We start from the raw sequence: 2,435 nt of genomic DNA on the forward strand, positions 1-2,435 counted from the left end.
TACGCGTCGAACCGCGTCGGCGGCTCGCTGATCATCGTCGACCCGGCGAGCAACCGCACCAGCGGGGCGTTGCTGGTCAAAGGGGCTGCATAAGTGGCACTCGGTCGCGTCATCTTCATCGGCGCGGGCCCCGGCTCGGCCGACCTGATCACCGTGCGCGGCGCGCAGCGCCTGGCGCAGGCCGACGTGGTGCTGTTCGACGCACTGACCGACCCGGCGCTGCGCGCGCACGCGCCGAACGCACGCTGGGTCAACGTCGGCAAGCGCGGCTTCTGCGACAGCACCGGCCAGCAGACGATCAACGCGCTGCTGGTGAAGCATGCGAACGAGGTGGCGACCGTCGTGCGCCTGAAGGGCGGCGACCCGAGCGTGTTCGGCCGGCTCGAGGAAGAGCTGATCGCGCTGGCCGAGGCCGGCATCGAGTGCGAGGTGGTGCCCGGCGTCACGGCCGCCATCGCCGCGGCCGCCGCCACCCAGCGCCCGCTGACCCGGCGCGGCGCCGGCCGCAGCGTCAGCCTGACCACCGCGATGACGCAGACGCGCGAGCTGCGCGCCGCCCGCACCGCCGACACCGAGGTGTTCTACATGGCCGGCAAGCAGCTCGCGGCGCTGGCGCGTGGCCTGCTGGACAGCGGCTGGCCGGGCGACACCCCCGTCAGCGTGGTCTCGCGCGCCGGCTGGCCCGACCAGTTGCACAGTGACCACACGCTGCAGGCCCTGCCCCGCGCCAGCCTGCTGCACGCCGGGCGTCCGACCGTCGTCACCGTGGGCGAAGGGGCCCGACCGGTGGTTGCAGAACCAGTTGCTGCAAAGCAAGCAAAAGCCCCTGCCGAGGACCTCGCGCTTCCGGTGAAAACCCCAAGCCCTTAAAATCGCCCGTTTTRCCATCCGGCACGGCAGCTTTCAGGCACCTTTTTTCTTCTTTTTTCGAGCCAGCACCATGACCCACGTCGTCACCGAAGCATGCATCCGTTGCAAGTACACCGATTGCGTCGACGTGTGTCCGGTCGATTGCTTCCGCGAAGGCCCGAACTTCCTGACGATCGATCCGGACGAGTGCATCGACTGCGCCGTGTGCATTCCCGAATGCCCGGTCAACGCGATCGTTCCGGAAGAAGATGTTCCCGGCGACCAGGTCCACATGATCAAGATCAACGCCGATCTCGCGAAGAACTGGCCCAGCATCACCAAGCGCAAGGCTGCGCTGCCCGATGCGGACGAGTGGAAAGACAAGACGGGCAAGCTGTCCGAACTGATCAAGTAATCCCGCCAAAACAATTCACCTGACCTGCCATGGAACCGAACGCCAACGTGGAGATTTCAAAGACTGCCGGCTCGCACGACGGCCCCATCGAGACCGATGCCGTCATCGTGGGTGCCGGCCCCGTCGGCCTGTTCCAGGTCTTCGAACTCGGCCTGCTCGAGATCAAGGCCCACATCATCGACTCGCTCGCCTACCCCGGCGGCCAGTGCATCGAGCTGTACCCCGACAAGCCGATCTACGACATCCCGGCCGTGCCGGTGTGCACCGGCAAGGAACTGACCGACAACCTGCTGAAGCAGATCGAGCCGTTCGGCGCCACCTTCCACCTCGGCCAGGAAGTGACCGTGGTGCAGAAACAGGAAGACGGCCGCTTCTACGTCGAGACGACCAAGGGCACGCGCTTCCTCACCAAGACGATCTTCATCGCCGGCGGCGTGGGCTCGTTCCAGCCGCGCCTGCTGAAGGTCGACGGGCTCGACAAGTTCAACGACACGCAGCTGTTCTACCGCGTGAAGAACCCGGCGCAGTTCGCCGGCAAGAACCTGGTGATCGTCGGCGGCGGCGATTCGGCGCTCGACTGGACGCTGAACTTCGTGCAGGACGGCCCGAACAAGGCCGAGAGCGTGATCCTGCTGCACCGCCGCGACGGCTTCAAGGCGGCGCCCGCGAGCGTGGCCAAGATGAAGGAGCTGTGCGACGCCTACGAGATGCAGTTCATCGTCGGCCAGGTGACCGGCTACGAGGAGCGCGACGGCCAGCTGACCAATGTCAAGGTGACCGGCGGCGACGGCGTCACGCGGGTGGTGCCGCTCGACGTGCTGCTGGTGTTCTTCGGCCTGAGCCCCAAGCTCGGCCCGATCGCCGAATGGGGCCTGAACCTCGAGCGCAAGCAGATCGTCGTCGACACCGAGAAGTTCGAGACCAGCACGCCGGGCATCTTCGCGGTGGGCGACGTCAACACCTACCCGGGCAAGAAGAAGCTGATCCTGTCGGGCTTCCACGAAGCGGCGCTCGCGGCCTTCGCAGCGGCGCCGTACGTCTTCCCCGACAAGCGCATCCACCYGCAGTACACGACCACCAGCCCGAAGCTGCACAAGGTGCTGGGGGTCGAGACGCCGACGTTCGACTGATCCTTCTCGCCTGATCGTTTCGGCCTCGCCCCCGCAAGGGG

Annotated in this window: 3 protein-coding genes; all 3 read left to right on the forward strand. The window is 66.6% G+C overall.

Annotated features, from left to right (window positions below):
- The first annotated feature begins 93 nt into the window (after nt 1-93).
- A complete protein-coding gene (gene cobA / locus AC1D01_RS30235) occupies nt 94-870 on the forward strand; it encodes a uroporphyrinogen-III C-methyltransferase (RefSeq protein ID WP_477873019.1) in 777 nt (258 codons plus the stop codon).
- A gap of 70 nt (nt 871-940) precedes the next feature.
- A complete protein-coding gene (gene fdxA / locus AC1D01_RS30240; protein ID WP_465115215.1) occupies nt 941-1,264 on the forward strand; it encodes a ferredoxin FdxA in 324 nt (107 codons plus the stop codon).
- A gap of 29 nt (nt 1,265-1,293) precedes the next feature.
- Nucleotides 1,294-2,394, forward strand: a complete 1,101-nt coding sequence (locus AC1D01_RS30245) for an NAD(P)/FAD-dependent oxidoreductase (RefSeq protein ID WP_477873021.1) — start codon at nt 1,294-1,296, stop codon at nt 2,392-2,394.
- The last annotated feature ends 41 nt before the right edge of the window (nt 2,395-2,435 follow it).

Source organism: Rhizobacter sp. P3_B12 (genome assembly GCF_056402895.1).